The organism is Micromonospora sp. NPDC048871 (genome assembly GCF_043198155.1).
GTDB lineage: Bacteria > Actinomycetota > Actinomycetes > Mycobacteriales > Micromonosporaceae > Micromonospora.
In genome coordinates, this window is the sequence record NZ_JBICUM010000002.1 from 660,602 (window position 1) to 677,928 (window position 17,327).

Here is a 17,327-nt window from a genome sequence, read left to right on the forward strand (position 1 = left end):
CCTCCTGCTAGCCGGGGGGGTGGGGGCGGGGTGTGCGGTCTTTTTTTTGCCCCCCGCCCCCCCCCCGCCCCCCCCCGCGCCGCCCCGGGGGGGGGGCCCCCCCCCCCACTGGCCGGCGCTCAGATCGCCGCCAGGGCGCGGGCCAGGTCTTCGCGCAGGTCCTCCGGGTCCTCGAGGCCGACGGAGAGGCGCAGCAGGGCGGCATCCGGCTTGGCGTCTGAATCGACCGGGCGGTGGGTCAGCGAGGCCGGGTGCTGGATCAGGGTGTCGACGCCGCCCAGGGAGACCGCGTGGGTGATCAGCCGACAGGCGCCGGCGACCGCGGCGGCGGCCGGGGCGCCGCCGCGTACCTCGAAGGCGAGCAGGCTGCCGGGGCCGGACATCTGCCGGCCGACGAGCCCGGCGGGGTCGTCGAGGCCGGGGTGGTGTACCCGGGTGACCGCGGGGTGGGCGCCGAGCCAGGCGGCGAGTTTCTCCGCTCCGGCCTGCTGGGTGCGGACCCGCACCGGCAGGGTCTGCAGGCCACGGTGCAGCAGGTACCCGCCGAGGGGGTGCAGGATCGCGCCGGTGACGGCCCGGACCTGGCGCAGTCGGGCGGCCCATTCGGGGTCGCAGGCCACCACTCCGGCGAGGACGTCGCCGTGGCCGCCGATGCTCTTGGTGGCGCTGTGCAGCACGAGCCGGGCGCCGTGCCGGGCGGGCTGCTGGAGGATCGGGGTGGCGACGGTGTTGTCGATCAGCAGCGGCACCGGCCCGGCGGCTTCGGCCAGGGCGGCGATGTCGAGCAGGTCGAGGGTGGGGTTGGCCGGGGTTTCGGCGATCACCAAGGCGGTGTCCGGGCGGATGGCGGCGGCCACCTGGTCGGGTCGGGCCCAGGTGACCTCGGTGCCGAGCAGGCCGGTGGCCAGGATGTGGTCGGTGCCGCCGTAGAGGGGGCGTACGGCGACCAGGTGGCGTTTCCCGTCGCGGGTGGCGGCGAGTACGGCGGCGGTGAGGGCGGCCATGCCGCTGGCGTAGGCGACGGCCTCGGCGGTGCCTTCCAGTTCGGCCAGGGCGGTCTCGAAGCGGGCCACGGTGGGGTTCCACAGCCGCTGGTAGACGGCGCTGGCGCCGGGGGGTAGCGGGTTGCCGGTGGCGAGCACCTCGTACGCGTCGCCGCCGTCGTCGACCGAGGGCAGGGGGTTGGTGGTCGAGAAATCGATCGGCGGCACATGGACGCCGAGGCCGGTGAGGTCTTCACGGCCGGCGTGCACGGCTCTGGTGTCCACGGTCGTCATGCGGACAGGATCGAATGATCAGAGCATCAAAGGCAACAGTTTCGAATACAATTCGTAACATTCCCCTTCCTGTTGTGCACTTATTCGGTGGAGGATGATCTCATGCCCCTCGTATCGAATGATCTACGGCCGTTCGCGGCCCTCGACGACACCGACCGCGCGATCCTGGCGGAGTTGTCCGCCGACGGGCGGCTGCCGAACAACGCCCTGGCCGAGCGGGTGGGGGTGGCTCCGTCGACCTGTCTGGCGCGTACCCGGGCGCTGCGGCAGAGCGGGGCGATCCGCGGGTTCCACGCGGAGGTGGATCCGGCGGCGCTGGGTCTGCCGTTGCAGGCCCTGGTGTCGGTACGCCTGACCGAGCACGCGCGGGGGGCGGTGGACGCCTTCCGGGCCCGTTCGGTGCGGCTGCCGGGGGTGGTGTCGGTGTTCCATGTGGCGGGGGCGGAGGATTACGTGCTGCATGTGCGGGCCGCCTCGGCCGAGGCGCTGCGGGACTTCGTCCTGGATCATCTGGCGGTGGATCCGGCGGTGCAGCACACCCAGACCAGCCTGATCTTCGAGCAGGCGCGCGGGTTGGGCTGATCACCTCCCGCTCCGATCGGGGAACAAATCCGGCATCTTCCGGGTTGGCAGCGGCTGTGATCGACGTACCGCTTTCTGTTCTGGACCTTGCCCCCGTTGCGGCCGGCGCCTCCGCCGGTGAGGCGTTGCGGCACACCACCGAGTTGGCCCGGCGTACGGACGAGTTGGGATTTCACCGGTTCTGGGTGGCCGAGCACCACAACATGCCGGCGATCGCCTCGTCGGCACCGGCGGTGCTGATCGCGCATCTGGCCGCGCACACCAGCCGGATCCGGCTGGGTTCGGGTGGGGTGATGCTGCCCAACCACGCGCCACTGGTGGTGGCCGAGCAGTTCGGCACCCTGGAGGCCCTGCATCCGGGCCGCATCGACCTGGGCATCGGGCGGGCTCCGGGTACGGATCAGATGACCGCCCTGGCGTTGCGTCGGACGATGGAGGGGCTGTCGGCGGAGAAGTTCCCCCAGGAGCTGGCCGCGCTGATGGACTTCTTCGACGAGGACCGCCCGGGGCGGATCATGGCTTCCCCGGGGCGGGGCCAGCGCCCGGCGGTGTGGCTGCTGGGTTCCAGTGGGTTCAGCGCCCAACTGGCCGGAGCCCTGGGCCTGCCGTTCTCGTTCGCCCATCATTTCAGCGGGCAGCACACCCTGCCGGCGTTAGCGTTGTACCGGCAGAGTTTCCGCCCGTCGCGGTGGCTGGAGCGGCCGTACGCGATGGTGGCGGTGAACGCGGTGTGTGCGGAGACCGACGAGCGGGCCGAGTGGTTGGCCGGGCCGGCGGGGTTGTCGTTCCTGCGGTTGCGGTCCGGGCGTCCGGAGCCGTTGGCCTCGCCGGAGGAGGCGGCGGCGTACCCGTACACCGATCTTGAGCGGGAGTTCGTGGTGCAGCGCCGGGAGGGTCAGGCCACAGGGTCGCCGGAGACGGTGGCCCGGCAGTTGGGCGACCTGCTGGCCCGGACCGGGGCGGACGAGTTGATGCTCACCACGATGGTGTACGACATCGCCGACCGGGTGCGGTCGTTCGAGTTGATCGCCGAGCGGATCGCCGGGGGCCTGCGACGCTGAGTGAAGGCACAGGTGCCGGGCAGGTTCGGTGCATCTACGGTGGTGGCCCAGGTCACAGCGGTTCTGTGCCGCGAAACACGATCTTCATGGGAGCGTCACCCCCGCGACGCGGAGTGCGCTTAACTTTATAACCGGTGGTGGTACGGCACTCTCCGGTCGGGACGGGTCGGGGGTGCCGCGGTGTGGGGCACCGGGCCGCAGTTGAGCGGATTCCGCGATTGCGGCCCGGTGCCTGTCCCTTTCTTCAGGCCTCAGCGCAGGTAGATGCGCGGGGCGGGCGGCGTGGTCATGCCGTCGCCGAGGAAGAAGCTCGGGTGCGGCGGCTGGTTGTAGGCGGTGTTCTGCCAGGCCACGGCCACCCGGTACTGCGGATCGTGCATCAGGGTGTGGATCCGGGTGCTGGTCGGGGTGGGGGTGCTGTAGATCCGCAGGGCCCGGCTGTCGCTGGTACGCCAGACCACCTCTTCCCGCCAGTCACCGAGGATGTCGGCCGACAGTGCCGGGGTGGCCTTGGTGCCGTTGTTGGCGGCCACGTCGGCGCCGGTCAGCAGGCGGGTGTCGCCGTTGGGGCCGTACTTGTCGATCCGGGTGGCGTCGAGCAGTTCCCGCACCGGGTCGCCGTCCCACCAGATCAGAAAGTTGGTCGAGGAGGGTTTGCGGCCGATGTTCTGACCCCGGGTGTTGGCCAGCCCGCTGACCGCCGAGGACCAGGATTCCGCGCCGGGGCTGCCGGCCCAGATGTCGCCGGAGACACCCCGGCCGTTGTCCCCGCCGGGCGGGGTGGACCAGATGAGTTGGCCGGTGCGGGCGTCGGCGAGGTAGGAGCTGGGTTTGCTGCCGTCCTCGTTGACCTTGAAGACCTCCAGGCCGGGTCGGGTCGGGTCGAGGTCGCCGACGTGCATGGCGTCGCCGTGGCCGGTGGCGGTGGAGTGCAGTAGTCGACCGTTGTCGTCGATGGTGGCGGCACCGTAGACGATCTCCTGTCGGCCGTCTGCGTCGACGTCGGCCACGGACAGGTTGTGGTTGCCCTGTCCGGCGGCGGCGCCGTTGCCGCTGGTGTTGGAGTCGAAGGTCCACCGCTTGGTCAGGCTGCCGTTGCGGAAGTCCCAGGCGGCGATGACCGCCCGGGTGTAGTAGCCCCGGGCCATGATCAGCGAGGGGCGTTGACCGTCCAGGTAGGCGGTGGCGGCGAGGAACCGGTCGACCCGGTTGCCGTAGGAGTCGCCCCAGGAGGAGACGGTGCCTCGGGGCGGGTCGTAGTTGACGGTGGACAGGGCGGCACCGGTACGACCGTCGAACATGGTCAGGTACTCCGGGCCGGCGAGGACGTAGCCGCTGGAGTTGCGGTGGTCGGCGCTCGCGTTGCCGATGACCTGTCCGGTGCCGGAGCGGCTGCCGTCGGCGGTCTTCATGGCAACCTCGGCGCGGCCGTCACCGTCGTAGTCGTACACCTGGAACTGGGTGTAGTGGGCACCGGCCCGGATGTTGCGGCCCAGGTCGATGCGCCACAACCGGGCGCCGGTGAGGGTGTACGCGTCGACGTAGACGTTGCCGGTGTAGCCGGACTGGGAGTTGTCCTTGGCGTTGGAGGGCTCCCATTTGAGCACGAACTCGTACCGGCCGTCGCCGTCGAGGTCCCCGACGCTGGCGTCGTTGGCCGAGTAGCTGTACGCCTCACCGCTTCCGGTGGTGCCCCCCGGCGGGACCTGCAACGGTACGTCCAGGTAGCCGGCCGGGAACTGCAACGCCGGGGCGGAGTCGGCCTGTTCGACGCCGTCCACCACGGCCCGCACGGTGTACGCGGCACCGGCGGCGGCCCCGCTGTCCAGGTGGTTGGTGGCCCCGGTGATCGGGGTGGAGTTCACCCGGGTGCCGCCCCGGTACAGGTTGAACGCCACCCCGGAGGTCTCGGTGCCCAGCAGCCGCCAGGACACCAGGTTGCCCGAGCCGGAACGCACGCTGACCAGCCCTCGGTCCAGGTTCTCCGCCTGCATCGACCCGGGCGGCGGAGTGGTCGGCGGTGGGGTGGTGGGTGGTGGAGTCGTCGGCGGCGGGGTGGTCGGCGGCGGAGTCGTCGGGGGCGGAGTCGTCGGGGTGGTGGCGCCGGTGCAGGTCGTGCCGTTCAGGGCGAAGCTCGTGGGGGCCGGGTTGGTGCCGCTCCACGAGCCGTTGAACCCGAAGGAGGTGCTGGCGTTGCTGCCGATCGCGGCGTTGTAGTCGACGTTGCGGGCGCTGACCTGGGCCCCGGACTGGGTGACGGTGGCGTTCCACGCCTGGGTGACCTGTTGACCGGCGGCGGGCCAGGCCCAGGTCAGGGTCCAACCGTTGAGGGGGTCACCGAGGTTGGTGACGGTGACGTCGGCGCCGAAGCCGCCGCCCCACTGGTTGGTGATGCGGTAGTCGACCCGGCAGCCGGTGGCGGCGGCCGAGGCGGTCAGGGTGGTGAGGGTACCGGCGGCGAGGGTGACGGCGGTGGTGGTGGCGAGCACGATGACCCGACGGGCCGTGCGGGGCATGGAGGTCCTCCGGTGGAGGTCGGGCGCGCGGCAGTGGTGGCTTCGCCGACCCTGCCCGAGGCCGGCGGGTGCCGCGCTGGCGGCAGAGAACCCGACGAATCGACGTCGGTAATTAGATTCCCGCGCAGCTGCGATGCTAGGGCACGCCTTTTCCCCGCACAATCTCGCAGGCGGCGGACCGGTCTGGGTGGGCGAGGCTCAGCGGTCAGCGGCGGAGAGGGCGGCGACTTCCTCCGGGGCCGAATCGGCCTCGGGGGCACCCTGCGCCGCGCTGGCCGCCTCGGCGATGGCCCGCTGACGGCGGGCCCGCCGCACCAGCCGCACCGCCAGCAGCAGGGCGGTGACCCAACCGGCCGCCAGCAGCAGGTAGACCAGCACCGGCAGGGCACCGTCGAACTCGGCGGTACGCATCAGGATGCGGGCGTTGGTCAGCACGATCACGCCGCCGACGGCCGCGCCGAGCATCTGGGCGGGGACGATGCGTACCAGCCAGGCGGCGATCGGTGCGGCGATCAGGCCGCCGATGAGCAGGGCCAGCACGATCGGCAGCAGGAAACCCTCCGTGCCCAGGCCGATGAGGAAGCCGAGGCTGGCCGAGACGGCGACGAGGAACTCGGAGGTGTCCACCGAGCCGATCACCTTGCGGGGTTCCATCCGGCCGCTGACCAGCAGCGCCGGGGTGGCGACCGGCCCCCATCCCCCACCGCCGGTGGCGTCGACGAACCCGGCGACCAGGCCGAGGGGGCCGAGGAAACGCCCCCGCAGTCGGCCCGCGGTCGGGTTGCGGCGCAGCGGCCGGGAGAACCGCACCAGCAGGTACGCGCCGAGGGTGAACAGGATCGCGGCCATCCAGGGGGCGGCGGCCTCGGTGGAGAGTGAGCTGAGGAAGGTGGCGCCCGCGAAGGCACCGACCGCCCCGGGGATGGCGATGCGGATGACCACCCGCCAGTCGACATTGCCGAACCGCCAGTGCGCGGCACCGGCGGCCAGGGTGGTGCCGATCTCGGCCAGGTGCACCGAGGCGGAGGCCGCGGCCGGGGCGATCCCGACCAGGAGCAGCAGGGTCGAGGAGGTCAGCCCGTACGCCATGCCAAGCGCCCCGTCGACCAGTTGGGCGGCGAGCCCGACGAGCGCGATGACCAGCAGCTTGCGCACGGCCGCCCCCAAACTTTTCGGCAACTCCTATCAACTTGGTCGAGAATGCGGCACCGGGGGGCCTTCGGTCAAGCCCTCGATCAGTCAATGACACGACTCCCCCGGCTCTCCCCCTTTCCCCTGAGGAGCGGGGTCAGGTCCAGGCGCGGGGGTCGGAGACCAGGCGGGTGACCGGCTCCGGCAGGGTGCCCTGGGCAACGTCGGCGATGGTGACCAGTTCGAGGATCTGGCGTTCGCTGGCGCGTAGGGCGATCCAGACGTCCTGCAACGCGCGGGCCGCGCCCTGGTAGCCGAGCTGCTCGGGCCGCTGCCCCCGGATGTGTGCCAGCGGTCCGTCGATCACCCGGATCACGTCGGCCAGGGAGATCTCCTCGGCGGGCCGGGCCAGCCAGTAGCCGCCCTCGGGGCCCCGCTGGGCCTGCATGATGCCGCCCCGGCGCAGTTGCAGCAGGATGCTCTCCAGGAACTTCGGCGGGATGTCCTGGGCTCGGGCGATCTGGTCGGCGGTAACCGGGCGGCCCCGACCGACCCCGGGCACCGAGGCCAGTTCGGTAACCGCTCGAAGGGCGTAGTCAACCCGCGCGGAGAGTCGCATGGCGGACACGTTAGTCGGCCCGCCCCGCCACCCGGACGATCACCCCTGCACCGATCGGCTGACCCGGATGGTACGGCCGTCGATCGGGCGGGGATTCGCGCCGCTGAAGGAGAGGCCGTCAGCCGGTCGGGTCAGGCGCCGACGCGGCGCAGCAGACCCTCCTGGACGACGCTGGCGAGGTGCCGCCCGTCGACCGTGAACAGCCTGCCGGTGGCGAGCCCTCGGGCCCCGGAGGCCGAAGGGCTCCAGCAGTCGTAGAGGAACCATTCGTCGGCGCGGAAGGGGCGGTGGAACCACACCGCGTGGTCGAGGCTGGCGCCGGCCACCCCACCGGGGCCCCACACCTCGCCGTGCACCGAGAGCACCGAGTCGAGCAGGGTGAGATCGGAGGCGTACGTGAGGGCGCAGGCGTGCAGCAGGGGATCGTCCGGCAGCTTGCCGTCGATGCGCATCCACACCCGCTGGTGCGGGTCGGCGGGACGGTCGCCGGGGCGTACCCAGCCGGGCTCGCCGACGTAGCGTACGTCGATGGGTCGGGGGATCTGTCCCCAGACGCCCAGCCGTTCCGGGTAGCGGGCCAGCCGGTCGGACATGGTGGGCACCTGCTCGGGCCCGGGTACGTCCGGCGGGACGGGGGCGTGGTGGTCCAGCCCGTCCTCGGGGCGCTGGAAGGACGCCGACATGAAGAAGATCGGCTTGTCGTGTTGCAGGGCCACGGAGCGGCGTACCGAGAAGGAACGGCCGTCCCGGATGTTCTCCACCTCGTAGGTGATCGGCTCGACCGGGTCACCGGGGCGCACGAAGTAGCCGTGCAGCGAGTGGACCACCCGCTCCGGATCGACCGTGCGGCCGGCGGCGACCAGGGCCTGGCCGGCAACCTGGCCGCCGTACACCCGCTGGGGTCCTTCCGGGGGGCTCATCCCCCGGAACGACATGGTGCCGGTCGGCGCCAGGTCGAGGACCTCCAGCAGTTGGTCTACGGCGGCCTGGCCGACGAGTACCTGGTCGTCGCTCACTGCAGGGCCCGCGCCGAGGCGGCGTCGACCAGCGAACCGAGCTGGTGCACCCGCAGGGTGTTGGTCGAGCCGGGGGTGCCGGGCGGGCTGCCCGCCACGATGACCACGTAGTCGCCGGGGTTGCCCCGGTTGAGCCCGAGCAGCGCCTGGTCGACCTGCCGGAACATGTCGTCGGTGTGCTGGACGAACGGCATCAGGAAGGTCTCCACCCCCCAGGAGAGGGCTAGCTGCTGACGCACCTCGGGTACCGGGGTGAAGGCCAGCAGGGGCAGGTCGCAGTGCAGCCGGCTGAGCCGTCGCACGGTGTCACCGGTCTGGGAGAAGGCGACCAGGGCCTTGGCCCCGATGGCCCGGGCGATCGAGGAGGCGGCGACCGTGAGGGCCCCACCGTGGGTACGCGGGTCGTGCTGGAGGCGGGGCACGGCGATCGAGCCGGACTCCGTGGTGCTGACGATCTTGGCCATGGTGCTGACCGTGAGGACCGGGTACTTGCCCACGCTGGTCTCGCCGGAGAGCATCACCGCGTCGGCGCCGTCGAGCACCGCGTTGGCGACGTCGGAGGCCTCAGCCCGGGTGGGCCGCGAGTTCTCGATCATCGAGTCGAGCATCTGGGTGGCCACGATGACCGGCTTGGCGTTCTCCCGGCACAGCTGCACGGCGCGCTTCTGCACCAGCGGCACCTCGTCCAGCGGCAGTTCCACGCCGAGGTCACCCCGGGCGACCATCACCCCGTCGAAGGCGAGCACGATCGCCTCCAGGTGGTCGACCGCCTCCGGCTTCTCCACCTTGGCCAGCACCGGCCGGTGTACGCCGACCTCGCTCATGATGCCGTGACACAGCTTGATGTCGTCGGCGGAGCGGACGAAGGAGAGGGCGACCAGGTCGACCCCGAGGCCGAGGGCGAAGCGCAGGTCCTCGGCGTCCTTGTCGGACATGGCGGGCACGCTGACCGCCACGTTGGGCAGCGAGACGCCCTTGTTGTTGCTGACCGGTCCACCCTCGGTGACCAGGACCCGGATGTCGTTGCCGGTGACGTCGGTGACCTCCACGGCCACCCGACCGTCGTCGATCAGCAGCCGGTCGCCGGGCTTGACCTCCTGCGGCAGCTTCCGGTAGGTGCAGGACACCCGATCCTTGCTGCCCAGCACGTCGTCTCCGGTGATCACCACGGAGTCACCGGTGCGCCACTCGTGCGGGCCGTCGGCGAACCGACCCAGGCGGATCTTCGGCCCTTGCAGGTCGGCCAGGATGGCCACCGGCTTGCCGGTCGCCTGGGAGGCCTCGCGTACCAGGTGGTAGACCGCCTCGTGGTCGGCGTGGCTGCCGTGGCTGAAGTTGAGCCTCGCCACATTCATGCCGGCCTCGACGAGCCCACGAATACGCTCGGGGGACGAGGTGGCGGGGCCAAGAGTACAAACGATCTTCGCGCGGCGTGTCACGCCCATCAGGCTAGTCTCTCCTCCAGGTCGGACCAGGGGCCGACCCCTTGCGCAAAGCGGAACAATTGTCCAACGGCGCGCGACGTACGCGCGCTGCCGGCGGGCGGGGACCACACCGGAACGTCGATGGCGGGCAACAGCGACCGCGCGCCGGAATGGTACGCCTCCCAGTCCAGGTTGCGCCCAGCCGCACCGTCCCCACAACCGCTGGTGACCGCACGATCGCCGAAGGTCAGCTATCCGATTCGGCTCAGCTTTCCGCCCTGACCAGCGGAAACTCCAGTGAACCGGCCGGGCAGAGGAAAGTCATCACGTCCACCCGGTAGAGCCCGGCCTGTACCGCCGGGTCGGCTTCCATCACGGTGCGCACGTCGTCGACCGAGCCGGTGCGGGCCAGCCCGAAGCCCAGGGGCGGGTCCGGCTGCCGGGCCTTGCCGTCGACCGCGCCGGAGACCAGGATGATTCCCCGCTGCTGGAGCGCCTGCATGTGCTCGGCGTGCTCGGCCTGCAACCGCTGGATGGTCTCGGCGGGCAGGGCCCGTCCGGCCGGGCCGGGATACAGCACGATGCACTCGTACGTGTCGAGCGCGAAGTCCAGATGCGGCTCTGCGGTCATGACGCCCCCTTCCGCGGCCCGTCTGCCCGTTTCGCGGCCCACCTGCGCCCGACGGCGGCACACACGCCGGTACCTCAGCCTGCCACGAAGCAGCAGGCCGTACCGGCCGCTCAGCCGATCCCGGTCCGGTGCTCCCGTGACCCGGGCGGGGTGCGGCGATGACGGCTAGATTTGCCGACGACGACGATCTAGAGGATGGGACTGACGCATGGCTGGCAGCGCTGACACTCGACCCGCCAAGGCTTCCGGCACCTACCGGATCGGTGGCGACCTGACCGTCGACCGGCTCGGCTACGGGGCCATGCAGATCACCGGCCCGGGGGTCTGGGGCGACCCGAAGGACCCGGCCGAGGCGGTACGGGTGCTGCGTCGGGCGTACGAGCTGGGGGTGACCTTCATCGACACCGCCGACTCGTACGGGCCGTTCGTCTCCGAGTTGCTGATCAAAAAGGCACTGCACCCGTACGCCGATGATCTGGTCATCGCGACGAAGGCCGGGCTGTCCCGCAGCGGCCCCAGCGACTGGCGTCCCCTGGGGCGGCCGGAGTACCTGCGGCAGCAGTGTGAACTGAGCCTGCGCCACCTCGGCCTGGAGAGCATCGGGCTCTACCAGTTGCACCGGATCGACCCCAAGGTGCCGCTGGCCGACCAGCTCGGGGAGCTGGTGCTGCTCAAGGAGGAGGGCAAGATCCGGCACATCGGGCTCTCCGAGGTGACCGTCGAGCAGATCGAGGCGGCCCGCGAGATCGCCCCGATCGCCTCCGTGCAGAACCTCTACAACCTGGTCAACCGCAAGGCCGAGGAAGTCCTGACCTACTGCGAGGGCAACGACATCGCCTTCATCCCGTGGTACCCGATCGCCACCGGCGAACTGGCCCGCCCCGGCGGCCCGCTGGACGCGATCTCCACCGAGCACGGCGCCACCCCCGCCCAGCTAGCCCTGGCCTGGCTGCTGCGCCGCTCCCCCGTCATGCTCCCCATCCCCGGCACCTCCTCGGTGGCCCACCTGGAGGAGAACGTAGCCGCCGCCCAGGTCACCCTGTCCGACACCGAGTACGAAACCCTCTCCACCGCAACCTCCTGACCCCAGCCCTCCGCACCCCGCGCCCCTGCTCTTACGCGATCTTGCACTTTTGGTCGCCTCAATGCGGCTTCTGTCCAGTTATGCCCCGACAAAAAGTGCATGATCGACGGGGCGAGGGGTGCGGGGCGAGGGTGGGGGTGTGTCCGATCGACCGCGCAATGATGATCCCGTCATGATCCATAAACGTCGATGAAAAGTTACGCCCGGGTAGACCCAGCTTCACCAGGCATCCGAGCCATCGACGGTCCACATACGACAAACGCCGCCCGTACCCACCGGGGTACGGGCGGCGCACGGTCGCGGCAGGCTCAGCTGGCGGTGGTGGTCACCTCCGGCTCGGGGTCGGGCCGCGCCGGGCTGTTCTTGACGTACGTCGGGTGCAACTGCACCGGCTTCGCCTCCTGCTCGCGGCGCTGGCGTGCCCGCACCCGCAGGTTGAGGAACTCCACGAAGATGGAGAAGGCGATCGGCCCGTACACGTAGCCCTTCGGGATGTGCTGGTCGAAGCTCTCCGCGATCAGGCTGGCACCGATGATCAGCAGGAAGGACAGGGCCAGCATCTTCACCGTCGGGTGCTGGTTGACGAAGTTGCTGACCGCAGCGGCGGAGACCAGCATGATGATCATCGCGATCACCACGGCGGCGATCATGATGGCCAGCTCGTCGACCATGCCGACCGCGGTGATCACCGAGTCCAGCGAGAAGACCACGTCCAGCACCAGGATCTGGGCGATCACCGAGCCGAAGGACACCACCTTCTTGTTCGACCGGCCGTGGTCGGAGCCCTCCAGGTGCTCGTGAATCTCGTACGTCGCCTTGCCCACCAGGAACAAACCGCCTAGCAGCAATATCAGATCCCGCCCGGAGATCTCCTGCCCGAACACGGTGAACAGCGGCGAGGTCAACCCGATGATCCAGGACAGCGAGCCCAGCAGCAGCAGCCGGGTGATCAGGGCCAGCGAGATGCCGATCGTACGGGCCCGGGCCTGCTGATGTTCGGGTAGCCGGCCGGACAGGATCGAGATGAACACGACGTTGTCGATGCCCAGCACGATCTCCAGCAGGAGCAGGGTCGCGAAGGCGATCCACAGCTCGGGACTGGTCAAGAATTCCATTCCATCCTCGACTCTCAGGACGCCGCCGGGCGGGGCACCCGGAACCATCGGCGATCTGCGCAAGCATGGCGTACCGCGTCACCTTCCGCACCGCAACCCCGCCCCAGCGGCGACCGCCGGACGCCCGACGTGGCGACGATCCGCCGGGAACCGGCGGAGGAATGGGCGCCGAGCGGTTCGCCGATACGAATGTCGAATGATTGTCCAGATCCGCATGGCACACCTTCTACAATCGTCGGATCTGACATGCGTGGAGCCCTATTGAAATCGGGGCCGGAGCGACTTCCGGAGGTGGCACCGTAGACAGTTCATCGATGACTGGCAGCAGTTCTCGGCGACATTTGAGGAAAGCTTGAGATTGGCCTTGGCCACCCCACTGCCGATCAAAGTCAACCCATTGCTAGCTGCCCGCACCTGTGCTTAGGTGGCGAACTAGATCCACCCGATCACTGTGGAGGGCTTTCCATGCGTCAAGCTGTGCCGTCAGCGTCACCTAGTCGGGTAAAGCGTCACATCGCAGTGGCCGCCGCGCTGCTCATCGGCCTTCCCGGAATGGCGGTGTCAATTACCGCCCCGGCCGCCGCCCAACCGCTCGAATCGCACTGCGGAAACGAGACCGGAAACAAGTCGGTCCAGGGCTTCATCAGCCACGAGGAACTGCGCCGCAGTCTCCAGCAGATCGAACACACCAGCAACGGCAACGTCCAGGTCGACGTCGCCGGCTACACGAACCAGGGCCGCGAGATCTGGTCCGCTCGGGTGGGCGAGGGCGACACCGTCGTCATGGTCCAGAGCCAGATCCACGGCAACGAGATGCACGGCACTCCCGCCCTGCTCAACGCCCTGCGTACCCTCGGCAACAACTCGAAGCGGTCCGAGGAGATCCGCAAGGCGGTCACCATCGTCGCAGTGCCGAAGCTCAACGCGGACGGCGGCGAACTGGTCACCCGGCAGAACGCCCGGCCCTGGAGCGACGTCGTCGCCGACTTCCCGCAGCTCGCCGGTGCGCGGACCGCGTGGAACTACAACAGCCGACTCGGCGGCTTCGACGTGAACCGGGACTTCAACCCCAACCTGGACTACGTCCCGCAGCCGGGTGACTTCCCGGGCAACAGCGCCTCCACCGGCTGGTACATCACCCCGGAAGCGCAGACCTCCCGTGACGTCTACCGCGCGCTGGAGCAGGAGTTCGGCACGGTCGACGTCTTCGTCGACCTGCACAACCAGGCCGCCTGCTACACCGGCGTGGGCATGGACGACTACACCACCCTCTCCATCTCCGGGCGCTTCATCGACAACCCCGCCGCGCACGGCAACTGGCCGAAGTTCGACTACGACGCCGCACGCCGGGTGAACGTCGCGGTCTACGACGCCCTCCAGTCCGGCAACTCGCCGCAGAGCAAGGTGACCCTGTACCCGCAGAACACCAACCTGCCGGGCACCGCCCTGGGTTCGTACGCCCTGCGCGGCAGCGCGAGCATCCTGTTCGAGACCCGTGGGCAGACCCAGTCCTGGGGCCAGAAGCAGCACGGGATGCTGACCAAGCAGATCGAGGACGGCCTCTTCGGAATCTTCGACTCGATCACCGACGGGACGCTGGACACCATCGACCCGGAGCGGTACGAGCTCATCCCCGAGCGGATCAACGCCCCGCGCGACTGATCTGAGTAACACCACCACCGTCGCCCCGGCTCTCCAAGGGCCGGGGCGACACCCGTTCCAGCCGCCGGTAGGCCGAGGGCGCGCGCTCAGGGACGCTCGGGAAAGTGGGCGAGGAAGGCCCGCCAGGCGGCCGGGTTGAAGGTCAGCGCCGGGCCGGTCGGATCCTTCGAATCGCGTACGCCGATCACGCCGGGCAGATTGTCGGCGACCTCGACGCAGGCACCGCCGTTGGTCGAGGAGCGCGACGAGGTACGCCACCGCGCGCCGGTCAGGTCGCCCATGTCTTCGCCGCCTCCTTGAGCACGTCGAGTGTCTGGCCCAACGGGAGGGCTTCGCTCCGCACCGCGTCCCACGCCAAGCCCAGGCTAGCAACCGAATCCGGCTGCCCAACGATCTGCGCTGCCAGTTGGTTGTCCATATAGGCCGCACGATCCCCATCAGGCAGATCGGCCAGGATGAACGCCCCGGCCAACCCCGAATAGATGCCAGCCGACAGCGGCACCACATGCAACTGAATATGCGGCTGCTCGGCGCAGGTGATCAGGTGTTCAAGTTGTTCGGCCATCACGTCCGGGCCACCGCAGGCCCGCCGCAGCACCATCTCGTCCAACACCACGAACAACTGCGGCCTCGGGTCGCGGTCGAGCACCGCCTGTCGCTGCATCCGCGCGTCAACCCGCTGATCAAGGTCGGCAATGGGGGTACGCGCAGCCCGGAAGGTGGCGCGAGCGTACGCCTCGGTCTGGAGCAGGCCCGGCACGAAGGAATGCTCATACCAGCGCAGCGCGGTCGCCTCCCGCTCGATCTGGATCAGTTCGCGCAACCAGACCGGGGAGGCGTCTCCCTTGACCAACTCGTCCCAGAGGGTCGCGAAGTAGCCGCCGGTCTCCAACGCACCGTCCACCGCGGTCAGATAGGGCAGGGTCGGCGGCTTCGTGCCGGTCTCGATGGCGCTCACCTGTGAATCCGAGCAGAACACCCGCTCGCCGAGTTGCGCCTGAGTCAGCCCGGCAGCCCCACGCCGTCGCCGCAACTCACGAAGCAGGTACTCCGAGGGCGAGATTCCCACGACTTCCACTCCCTTCCCCGGCGCTGTGCACCGTTCCGCGCCCATTCGAGCCTGGCCGCTACTTTCCGCGATCGCGTGCTGACTATTCACACCGTATGGGGCGTACGTCCAGGGTGGAAGTAGCACGGCGTGCCTGGTGGAGGTCGATCCCCCCGACCCGGCAGGCACGTACGTGGCGGGGGTCGCTGCCGGATGTCCCCACCGCAGCGACCCCCAACCAGAGCACCGCAGGCGATTCGCGCCCGTGGCAGGAAGTAGCCGTGGCCATCGGCCCGCCACACCGACCAGACGAGGAGGTGCCCGTGACATTGCCCAGGCCCGCGAATGCTGTCCCCGTCTCCCGTTGGAGGAGTCGCCCGGCCACCCCGACCCCCGGTGCGCGGGAGGACGGCACCCCCCGGGTCACACCCGGCGTCTACCTGCTGACCCGCGAGGCGTCACCGCAGTTCGCCAAGCCGATAGCGGTCCGGGTGATCCGCGAACTGACCGACCGGAACAGCTACCACGGCTGGGCATGGATCCAGGCGTACGTACTCGACCGCAACGGCGACGCCGTCCAGCGCCGGGAACTGTTCGTACGCCCGGTCGGGCTTCGACCGGTACCCCCGCCGAGCAGAAGCCGGGCTCGGAGCCGGCGGCGCGGCACGACCGGGGGCGACCGGTGAGGCGGGCGCACCTGCGCGATCACGTCCCATCCCGCCCGACCTGGCGCTGCCAAGCGTGCGGCAGCTCCTGGCCCTGCTCACCCGCCAAGCTGCGCCTGCTCGCCGAGTACCGGGGCAACATGCCAGGGCTGCTCGTCCACCTGGTCACCCTGCGCGAACAAGCCACCGAACAGCTCGCCCACCTGCATCCCGACGCCTACCCGACGAACCTGCACCAACGCTTCACCGACTGGGTGCCGATCCGCACCGAGCCTTAGACGCCCGGCCCAGGTGAACAAGAGCTGGTTGCCGTCGTGGCGCAGTAGGTCGCAGGAGATCCCGGCCAGGGTAGGGCGGAATTGTCTCCCCTGGTCGCTAGGCTTGTGGCAGACGGACGCAGGGCAGGAGATCTCGGAGCTGGGAAGGAGGTGCCGCCAGTGGTCAACGCACACGACGTTGCGGCGGCGGTATTGAGCGAACTCGGCCCGATGACCGCTATGAAGCTGGAAAAGCTCGTCTACTACTGCCAGGGCTGGCACCTGGCGCGCGAGGGGCACCCCTTGTTTCAGGAGCCGATCGAGGCGTGGCGCGAGGGCCCGGTGGTGCCGCTCCTCTACCGCCATCACCGAGGGCAGCGCATCGTGTCCGAGTGGCCACACGGCGAGCCGTCTCACTTGACACCGGCCCAGGCGGCCACGGTCCGTTGGGTGACCGAGAGCTACGGCAAGTTTTCAGCCACCGAACTGTCGACCATGACTCACAACGAGCTTCCTTGGCGCGTCGCCCGCGGCGCCCTTCCCGAGTCCGCTAGTTCGACCGAACAACTCAGCACCGACCTGATGCGGACATACTTCGCCCGGCAGGTGGCAAGCGTCGAGACCGCCGTCACCCTCGCATCCGCGAACGCCGCACTTGAAGGCGTCGAGTTCGACGAGGACTGGCAGGACAAGCTTCGCGATGTCGCCTCCGGCGTCATCGACGCCGACGAGCTGATCGCTCAAGAGATCGCCCGGATCTGCGGTGACCGAGACTGACCCGTACTGCTGGCCAGGCTCAGACTGCCTGAAGAACAAGCTGGGCATCTCCGATATCAAGCAACTGAACGAGGTCGAATCCAGGCTGGCCTCGATCCGTGAGGTGCAAGCCTCCCGGATGATCCTTCCGGGCAACTACGGCTTGGAGCACCTCCAAGACTTTCACCGCCACCTCTTCGCGGCCGTGTACCCGTGGGCCGGAGAAACCAGGACAGTAGACATCAGCAAGCCCGGTGCAAGGTTCTGTCACTGGCGCTTCATCGACGATCAAGTAAGCGCCATCCTCAGTCGACTCCCCGAGGATGGCTTCCTGCTCGGCCTGCGTCCGGACGCGTTCGTCGAAGCCCTCGCGCACTACTACGGTGAGCTGAACGTGTGCCACCCCTTTCGTGAGGGCAACGGACGAACTATCCGCTCGTTCTTGCGGCAACTAGTGCCTTGACCACGAACGTTCACGGTGTC

Annotated in this window: 18 protein-coding genes; 8 read left to right on the forward strand and 10 right to left on the reverse strand. The window is 69.5% G+C overall.

The window, feature by feature from the left end:
- Positions 1–119 precede the first annotated feature (119 nt).
- The gene (locus ACGFIK_RS07545; protein ID WP_327024929.1) at positions 120–1,277 is read right to left on the reverse strand and encodes a PLP-dependent transferase; all 1,158 of its coding nucleotides are present in this window, start codon (positions 1,275–1,277) and stop codon (positions 120–122) included.
- A gap of 102 nt (positions 1,278–1,379) precedes the next feature.
- Between ACGFIK_RS07545 and ACGFIK_RS07550 the strand changes: the two genes are divergently transcribed.
- The gene (locus ACGFIK_RS07550) at positions 1,380–1,859 is read left to right on the forward strand and encodes an Lrp/AsnC family transcriptional regulator (RefSeq protein ID WP_327024928.1); all 480 of its coding nucleotides are present in this window, start codon (positions 1,380–1,382) and stop codon (positions 1,857–1,859) included.
- Between the two features lie 56 nt (positions 1,860–1,915).
- Positions 1,916–2,920 (forward strand): LLM class flavin-dependent oxidoreductase, encoded by a 1,005-nt coding sequence (locus tag ACGFIK_RS07555; protein WP_327024927.1) that lies wholly within the window; start codon positions 1,916–1,918, stop codon positions 2,918–2,920.
- 251 nt (positions 2,921–3,171) lie between these two features.
- Here the strand turns inward: ACGFIK_RS07555 and ACGFIK_RS07560 are convergent, their stop codons facing one another.
- From ACGFIK_RS07560 to ACGFIK_RS07585, 6 genes are all read right to left on the reverse strand, one after another.
- The gene (locus tag ACGFIK_RS07560) at positions 3,172–5,436 is read right to left on the reverse strand and encodes a cellulose binding domain-containing protein (RefSeq protein ID WP_327024926.1); all 2,265 of its coding nucleotides are present in this window, start codon (positions 5,434–5,436) and stop codon (positions 3,172–3,174) included.
- Positions 5,437–5,634: 198 nt separating this feature from the next.
- Positions 5,635–6,591 carry a sulfite exporter TauE/SafE family protein gene (locus tag ACGFIK_RS07565; RefSeq protein ID WP_327024925.1) on the reverse strand — a complete coding sequence of 319 codons (957 nt, stop codon included), beginning with the start codon at positions 6,589–6,591 and terminating at the stop codon, positions 5,635–5,637.
- Between the two features lie 133 nt (positions 6,592–6,724).
- Positions 6,725–7,186 (reverse strand): Rrf2 family transcriptional regulator, encoded by a 462-nt coding sequence (locus ACGFIK_RS07570; RefSeq protein ID WP_327024924.1) that lies wholly within the window; start codon positions 7,184–7,186, stop codon positions 6,725–6,727.
- A 131-nt stretch (positions 7,187–7,317) separates the two neighbouring features.
- Positions 7,318–8,202 (reverse strand): acyl-CoA thioesterase II, encoded by an 885-nt coding sequence (locus ACGFIK_RS07575; protein WP_327024923.1) that lies wholly within the window; start codon positions 8,200–8,202, stop codon positions 7,318–7,320.
- Complete coding sequence (pyk, locus tag ACGFIK_RS07580) at positions 8,199–9,647, reverse strand: pyruvate kinase (RefSeq protein ID WP_327024922.1); 1,449 nt, start codon at positions 9,645–9,647, stop codon at positions 8,199–8,201. Before pyk ends, ACGFIK_RS07575 begins: the two co-directional genes overlap by 4 nt.
- A 244-nt stretch (positions 9,648–9,891) precedes the next feature.
- The gene (locus tag ACGFIK_RS07585) at positions 9,892–10,257 is read right to left on the reverse strand and encodes a YciI family protein (protein WP_327024921.1); all 366 of its coding nucleotides are present in this window, start codon (positions 10,255–10,257) and stop codon (positions 9,892–9,894) included.
- Between the two features lie 208 nt (positions 10,258–10,465).
- Here ACGFIK_RS07585 and ACGFIK_RS07590 point away from each other — a divergent pair, with 208 nt between their 5' ends.
- Positions 10,466–11,341: an aldo/keto reductase gene (locus tag ACGFIK_RS07590; protein ID WP_327024920.1), complete on the forward strand. Its 876-nt coding sequence runs from the start codon at positions 10,466–10,468 to the stop codon at positions 11,339–11,341.
- A gap of 308 nt (positions 11,342–11,649) precedes the next feature.
- Here the strand turns inward: ACGFIK_RS07590 and ACGFIK_RS07595 are convergent, their stop codons facing one another.
- The gene (locus tag ACGFIK_RS07595) at positions 11,650–12,456 is read right to left on the reverse strand and encodes a TerC family protein (RefSeq protein WP_327024919.1); all 807 of its coding nucleotides are present in this window, start codon (positions 12,454–12,456) and stop codon (positions 11,650–11,652) included.
- A 552-nt stretch (positions 12,457–13,008) separates the two neighbouring features.
- Between ACGFIK_RS07595 and ACGFIK_RS07600 the strand changes: the two genes are divergently transcribed.
- Positions 13,009–14,118 (forward strand): M14 family zinc carboxypeptidase, encoded by a 1,110-nt coding sequence (locus ACGFIK_RS07600; RefSeq protein WP_393338285.1) that lies wholly within the window; start codon positions 13,009–13,011, stop codon positions 14,116–14,118.
- An 86-nt stretch (positions 14,119–14,204) separates the two neighbouring features.
- On the opposite strand, the gene ACGFIK_RS07605 is transcribed toward ACGFIK_RS07600, so the two are convergent.
- A complete protein-coding gene (locus tag ACGFIK_RS07605; protein WP_327024917.1) occupies positions 14,205–14,399 on the reverse strand; it encodes a DUF397 domain-containing protein in 195 nt (64 codons plus the stop codon).
- On the reverse strand, positions 14,387–15,232 hold the full coding sequence (locus ACGFIK_RS07610) for a helix-turn-helix transcriptional regulator (RefSeq protein WP_393338288.1): 846 nt from the start codon (positions 15,230–15,232) through the stop codon (positions 14,387–14,389). Before ACGFIK_RS07610 ends, ACGFIK_RS07605 begins: the two co-directional genes overlap by 13 nt.
- A 257-nt stretch (positions 15,233–15,489) precedes the next feature.
- On the opposite strand from ACGFIK_RS07610, the gene ACGFIK_RS07615 reads away from it, so the two are divergent.
- From ACGFIK_RS07615 to ACGFIK_RS07630, 4 genes are all read left to right on the forward strand, one after another.
- Complete coding sequence (locus ACGFIK_RS07615; protein ID WP_327024915.1) at positions 15,490–15,852, forward strand: hypothetical protein; 363 nt, start codon at positions 15,490–15,492, stop codon at positions 15,850–15,852.
- Positions 15,849–16,109, forward strand: a complete 261-nt coding sequence (locus tag ACGFIK_RS07620) for a flavin reductase (protein WP_327024914.1) — start codon at positions 15,849–15,851, stop codon at positions 16,107–16,109. The genes ACGFIK_RS07615 and ACGFIK_RS07620 overlap by 4 nt, the downstream gene beginning before the upstream one ends.
- 159 nt (positions 16,110–16,268) lie before the next feature.
- Positions 16,269–16,865 carry a type II toxin-antitoxin system antitoxin SocA domain-containing protein gene (locus ACGFIK_RS07625; RefSeq protein WP_327024913.1) on the forward strand — a complete coding sequence of 199 codons (597 nt, stop codon included), beginning with the start codon at positions 16,269–16,271 and terminating at the stop codon, positions 16,863–16,865.
- Positions 16,852–17,307, forward strand: coding sequence for a Fic family protein (locus tag ACGFIK_RS07630; RefSeq protein ID WP_327024912.1), 456 nt, complete (start codon positions 16,852–16,854; stop codon positions 17,305–17,307). The genes ACGFIK_RS07625 and ACGFIK_RS07630 overlap by 14 nt, the downstream gene beginning before the upstream one ends.
- Positions 17,308–17,327: the final 20 nt, after the last annotated feature.